Below are 5,455 nucleotides of genomic sequence, written 5' to 3' on the forward strand. Positions count from 1 at the left end.
TCGCCTGGCTCGTCGCCAAGGGCAACCGCCGGGTGCCCTACCGCGGCGTCATCGCCAACAACCTCTGGCTCCACCACCGCGCCGCCGCCCTCAACGTCCGCCGCCTGATCAACCTCGGACTCACCCGGGCCAGCAACACCTGGCATCTCGCCCCGGCCACCGCATAGCGAAAGGGGCTGGCCAGCCTGCGGCCGGACAGCCTTTCGACAAGATCTTCAGCAGCCTTCTAGAGGGAGTCGAGGCCGAGCTCGTGGTTCTTGATCGCCTCGCGGACGGCGCTCACGAAACCGTTCCAGAAGTGGTCGGCGTACGGGCTGCCGGCGCTCGGCACGCCGGCCGTCGTCCTGCGCTTGGCTCCGCCTGAGAAATCACCGAACATCGCCTTGCGCAGCGCCGTGGACAGCTCCAGCTGGGCACCGGCGCCGGTGCGGGTGCGGTTGACGATGTTGGCCGGGTCGTCGCCGTTGAGGGGGTCGGTGGCGCCCGCGAAGACCACGGTCACGTCCCAATCGGCGTTGGTCGTGGGGGAGGTGAGACCGTACTTCGTGAAGGCCGCCAGCAGGTTGCGCTTGAGACGCTCGTCCCGGCCCCCGATGATGATCTTCTTCGTGGCCGTGTCGTCGAAGCCGTGCAGGGAGACGGCGTACAGGTTGTTGGCGCAGACGGCGAGGGCGGCCGGGTCGTCGCAGTGGGTTGAGGTGACGTGCTGCGCGGCGGAGTTGGCCAGGGCCTCGAACATCCAATAGTCCCGCTGCCGTTCTCCCGGTACCGCCGCGCTCCCCGGGTCGGTGTCGGCGTCGAAGGGCGTGTAACCGGCGATGGCCATGCACAGCTCGCTCGTGCCCGCCTCGATCCCACCGCCGTGCGGCGCGACCACCGCCGTACTGCTGACGGGGCTGCTCGTGCTGCGGGCATTGTCCGTGACCTGCGCCGGCGCGCCGATGCGGAACCGGCGCATCCAGTCGGTGCCCTCCTTGGCCGCGGTACGGGTGTACAACTCGGTGTTGGACCCGTACTGGTCGGCTGCCGCGGCCGGCGTGGCGCCGCTGCCCATCACGGCATTGAGGGTGGGCAGACCGGCGGCGACGGCGGCGACGGAAGCGAGGACGGTGCGTCTGCTCGTGTTGTTCACGGGGCGATCCTGCATCATGGCCCGACGGCGCCTTGCGGCGGGTTCCTCTGGGCATGACAACCGGGCTGTCGTCGACCCGGCGGCGCGCCGTCGTGGGTCCCGGCGGTGATCCGAAAGAGACGACCCAGTCGACTCGCCGATCACCTGACCGCCCCACGGCCTGGTCCTGTCCGGCCTGACCTGATCCGCCGGCCGGACCTGGCCCTCGCCGTCGCCCGGGCCGGGGATCCGGTCGCGGAGGAGCGGGAACGCACAGTGACCGACCCTGTGCCGGATGCCGCTCGTGGCTAGGCTGCTGGGCATGGGCAACGTGGGAGCGACAAGCCGGCGTCGTTTTCTCCAAGGTCTTTCGGGCGTCGCCGCCGTAGCCGTGCTGCCCGCGTGCGGGGCGGCCGAGGAACCCGGACCACGGGCGCGGTCGCAGGCGCCGGTCGCGCCCACGTCCCCTGCCCGGCGGGTCCGGCCCCTGTATCTGGGGACGTACACCTCCGTCGACGGGGGCGGGAAGGGGATCGGCGTCGCCGCGTACGACGAGACGACGGGACGCATCACCGGGGTGGGCGGCATCGAGGGTGTCGGGGACCCCTCGTACCTGGCCGTGCATCCCTCCGGGCGGACCCTGTACGCCGTGAACGAGCGTGCGGCCGGTGCCGTGACCGCCGTGCGTCTGGCGGACGACGGCGACCACCGGGTGCTGGGCAGCCGGTCCACGGGCGGGGCCGGGCCCGCCCATCTGTCCGTGCACCCCTCCGGGCGCTGGCTGCTCAGCGCCAATTTCGGGTCCGGCAGCGTCGCCGTCCACCCCATCGACGACTCCGGCGCGCTCGGCGAACGAACGGACCTCGTCCGGCACACCGGCACCTCGCCGCACGCCCACCAGATCATCACCACACCAGACCGCCGCCACGTCCTCGCCGTCGATCTCGGCAACGACACCGTGTACACCTACCGCCTCGACACCCGGGCCGGGGCCCTGACGGAGGTCTCCCGCGTGACCGTGCGCCCCGGGGCGGGTCCGCGCCACCTGACCTTCCACCCGTCCGGCCGCCACGCGTACCTCGCGAACGAGCTGGACAACACGGTGACGGTCTGCGCCTACGACCCCGCGACCGGCACGCTGCGGCCCGGCGAGCCGCAGTCCACCGGCACCGGCCCCGGCACCAGCTACCCGGCACAGCTCGTGGTGACGCTGAACGGTGCGTACGCCTACCATGCCAACCGCGGCCCCAACACGCTCACCCGGTACGCCGTCGAGGCCGGCGGCGCCCGGCTGAGGCTGCTGGACACGGTGCCGGTCGGCGGCGACTTCCCCCGCCAGATCGCCCTGTCGCCCTCCGGCCGTCTGCTCTTCGCGGCGAACCAGCGCTCCGGCACCGTCACCGTCTTCCACGTGGACGCGCGAACGGGCGAACTCCGGTCGGCCGATGAGGCGTTCAGGTTCCCCGCGGCGGCGTGCGCGCTGCCGCTCTAGATCTTCGGCAGGGCCGCGACCGCCCACCTGGCCCGTGTCGACAGTCGTCCGCCACGCCGACCGCGGCGAGCAGCGCTGCCTCGTCGAGGTCGGGGAGGATCCCCTCGCAGTACCAGGGGAGCCCGATGACGACCTCCAGCGCCTCGGAGACGCTGCCGCCGACCACTGCGGCATCTCCCTCGGAGGAGGCGTGGAGAACCGTGCCGTCCTCGCAGACGAAGTACGTGCCGCCGGTGTCGTCACCGGCGACCGGCTCCAGCGACGCACCGGACGCCAGGTGCACGTCCTCGACGTGGTAGGCGCGACCGATGTCGAAGTTGAAGGGAAATGCGGCCAGTTCGGCCAGGTCTGGTCGCTCGCGGAGCAGTTCGAGGGCGGGATCGGTCATGCGGCCGAAGCCTACTGGGGCTCCAGGAGGTCCCACTTGTTGCCGTACAGGTCCTCGAAGACCGCGACCGTGCCGTACGGCTCGTACCGCGGCTCCTCCAGGAAGCGCACCCCCGCCGCCGACATCCGGGCACGGTCGCGGGCGAAGTCGTCGGTGTGCAGGAAGAAGCCGACCCGGCCGCCCGTCTGCGCCCCCACGCTCGCGCGCTCGGTGTCGTCCTTGGCACGGGCGAGCAGCAGGCCCGTGCCGCCGGTGCCGCCGGGCGGGCGGACCACCACCCAGCGCGAGGAGTTCCCGCGGTCGGTGTCCTCGACCAGCTCGAAACCGAGGGCGCCGGTGTAGAAGGCGATGGCCTCGTCGTAGTCGCGGACGACGAGGGAGACCAGGGCGATGAAGGACATGGAATGAGGTTATACGTATGACTAGAGGTGGAACAATGCGTTCCATGACGTTCCCGCCGCATCTCCTGGACCGCGCCCGTGCCCTCGCCGTCCCCGGCCGGCGCCGCATCCTGGGTCTTGCCGGAGCGCCCGGCGCCGGCAAGTCCACACTCGCCCGGCACCTGGTCACCGCGCTGGACGGCCTCGCCGTCCTCGTCCCCATGGACGGCTTCCACCTGGCCCAGAGCGAACTGCTGCGCCTCGGCCTCGCCCACCGCAAGGGCGCACCCGCGACCTTCGACGCCGCCGGATACGCCGCGCTGCTCGCCCGGCTGCGTACGCCTGAGCCGGACACCACCGTCTACGCGCCCGCGTTCGACCGCGGGCTCGAGGAGCCGGTCGCGGGCAGCATCCCCGTCGGGCCCGCCGTTCCCCTCGTGGTCACCGAGGGCAACTACCTCCTCCACGACGAAGGGCAGTGGGCCCGCGTGCGCCCCCTCGTCGACGAGATCTGGTTCCTGGAACTCGACGAGCGGACGCGCGTGCGCAGGCTCGTCGACCGGCATGTGTCCTTCGGCAAGGAGCGGCCGTACGCCGAGCGCTGGGTCCGCGAGTCCGACGAGGTGAACGCCCGGCTGATCGGCCTCGGGCGCGACCGGGCGGATCTCGTGGTCACGGCGAGCTGACAGCCCTTCGGGGCCTACCGAACCTGCCCGCCCCGCCGTTCACCTGCGCTCTGTAGGCTCGAAGGAGGACATGTGGCGAGTGGCAGGCAGGAAGGGCGGTCGGTGTGGGGTTGTTCCGGCGAGGGCCGAAGCGTGACGGACGCGATGCGCCCCGGGACCCCGAGTTCGCCTTCTTCTCCGCGGGCGAAGGCACGCGTTTCCGCGGCCTCGTGCGCGAGGCGTTCGCCGAAGCGGGCCTGGAGGTGACCGTCTACTCGGACATGGTGTCCGACAGCGCGGGCCGTCAGTTCGGCCTCGGCAACCTCGCCGCCGTCTGCCACAACGACGAACGCGGCCCGCGCGCCTGGCCCGAACTCGTCCGCCAGCACGTCGGCATGGTCCTGCGCACCATGGACGCGCCGTCCGCGCTGGAGACCCTGCCCACCGAGCAGATCCGTGCCCAGCTCTACCCCCGCGTCGTCGGCGCCGAGGGACTCGATCCGAAGAGCTTCGGGTACGCGCGCACCCTCGCGCCCGGCCTGTTCGAGATCCTCGCCCTCGACCTCCCCGAGAGCGTCATGATGCTCACCGACGAGGCCCTCGAACCGCTCGGCGACCTGCCCTACCTCCGCGACCAGGCGCTCTACAACCTGCGCGGCCTGCCGATCGAGGCCCACGAGACCGTCGCCGACGACGAGGGAATGCGTTTCGAGGTCGTGCTCGGGGACTCCTTCTACACCGCGAGCAGGGTCCTCGCGCTGGAGTCCCTCGTACGCCAGGTCACCGGCGAGGAGCTGACGGCCGACGGCGCGCTCGTGGCGATCCCGTTCCGTCATCAGCTCGCCTTCCACGCCATCCACGACACCGGCATGATCCCGGCGTTGAACGCCATGGCCTCCTTCGCGGCCACCGGCTACGAGGACACGCCGGGCGCCATCAGTCCCTACGTCTACTGGTGGCGTGCCGGAACCCTGACACAGCTCAGCGACCGCGACGAGGAGGGGGAAGGGCTGCGGATCATGGTCGGCGACGAATTCCACGAGCTCCTGGAGCGGCTGGTCACCGAGGAGAGCGGACGGCGGGGCGACGACGGCTGACCCCGCGGGGCCGACCCGGTCGCATCACCGGGCGTGACGGCTGACCCTCGCGCGGTCGGCCCACCCGGCCGACCTGGTCGCATCACGTCCGCCCGGGCCGCATCACGTCCGCCCGGCCGGATCGCGTAGGCCGCCCCCGCGCGCGTCGGTGGCCCGCAGGAGGATGGCGGGCACAATGCCCCGAGGGGCAGACGCGCAGGCCGGGCACGAGCCCCACGACCGTCACGCGGGAGTCTCAATGACGAAGTCAAGCCGCCTGCGTGACCGGCGGGGCGGAGGTGAAGACCCGTCCGTCACGCAGAAGTGCCCACAGAACGCTCGC

General features: G+C 71.8%; 6 protein-coding genes and 1 pseudogene. 4 read left to right on the forward strand and 3 right to left on the reverse strand.

Translation table 11 applies throughout. From position 1 onward, the window contains the following. A pseudogene (locus ACH5AF_RS35230) lies at positions 1-167 on the forward strand (IS5/IS1182 family transposase); the annotation flags it as partial. Between the two features lie 59 nt (positions 168-226). Here the strand turns inward: ACH5AF_RS35230 and ACH5AF_RS35235 are convergent. Continuing rightward, positions 227-1,132, reverse strand: a complete 906-nt coding sequence (locus ACH5AF_RS35235) for a poly-gamma-glutamate hydrolase family protein (RefSeq protein WP_398907621.1) — start codon at positions 1,130-1,132, stop codon at positions 227-229. Positions 1,133-1,406: 274 nt separating this feature from the next. On the opposite strand from ACH5AF_RS35235, the gene ACH5AF_RS35240 reads away from it, so the two are divergent. Continuing rightward, on the forward strand, positions 1,407-2,603 hold the full coding sequence (locus tag ACH5AF_RS35240; protein WP_398907623.1) for a lactonase family protein: 1,197 nt from the start codon (positions 1,407-1,409) through the stop codon (positions 2,601-2,603). Here the strand turns inward: ACH5AF_RS35240 and ACH5AF_RS35245 are convergent. After that, positions 2,566-2,991, reverse strand: a complete 426-nt coding sequence (locus ACH5AF_RS35245; RefSeq protein ID WP_398907625.1) for a hypothetical protein — start codon at positions 2,989-2,991, stop codon at positions 2,566-2,568. The two genes, ACH5AF_RS35240 and ACH5AF_RS35245, sit on opposite strands and share 38 nt — an antisense overlap. Positions 2,992-3,002: 11 nt before the next feature. Continuing rightward, positions 3,003-3,392, reverse strand: a complete 390-nt coding sequence (locus tag ACH5AF_RS35250; protein WP_398907627.1) for a VOC family protein — start codon at positions 3,390-3,392, stop codon at positions 3,003-3,005. A 44-nt stretch (positions 3,393-3,436) separates the two neighbouring features. Here ACH5AF_RS35250 and ACH5AF_RS35255 point away from each other — a divergent pair, with 44 nt between their 5' ends. Then, complete coding sequence (locus ACH5AF_RS35255; RefSeq protein ID WP_398907628.1) at positions 3,437-4,057, forward strand: nucleoside/nucleotide kinase family protein; 621 nt, start codon at positions 3,437-3,439, stop codon at positions 4,055-4,057. 104 nt (positions 4,058-4,161) lie between these two features. Further along, on the forward strand, positions 4,162-5,133 hold the full coding sequence (locus ACH5AF_RS35260) for a hypothetical protein (RefSeq protein ID WP_398907630.1): 972 nt from the start codon (positions 4,162-4,164) through the stop codon (positions 5,131-5,133). The last annotated feature ends 322 nt before the right edge of the window (positions 5,134-5,455 follow it).

It is taken from the genome of Streptomyces sp. NPDC018833 (assembly GCF_044390825.1).
Lineage (GTDB): Bacteria > Actinomycetota > Actinomycetes > Streptomycetales > Streptomycetaceae > Streptomyces.

Bases quoted from the DNA above. Each gene is read 5' to 3' on its own strand.
- ACH5AF_RS35240 (WP_398907623.1), top strand. From the start codon at position 1,407: ATGCCGCTCGTGGCTAGGCTGCTGGGCATGGGCAACGTGGGAGCGACA.
- ACH5AF_RS35245 (WP_398907625.1), bottom strand. From the start codon at position 2,991: ATGACCGATCCCGCCCTCGAACTGCTCCGCGAGCGACCAGACCTGGCC.
- ACH5AF_RS35250 (WP_398907627.1), bottom strand. From the start codon at position 3,392: ATGTCCTTCATCGCCCTGGTCTCCCTCGTCGTCCGCGACTACGACGAG.
- ACH5AF_RS35255 (WP_398907628.1), top strand. From the start codon at position 3,437: ATGACGTTCCCGCCGCATCTCCTGGACCGCGCCCGTGCCCTCGCCGTC.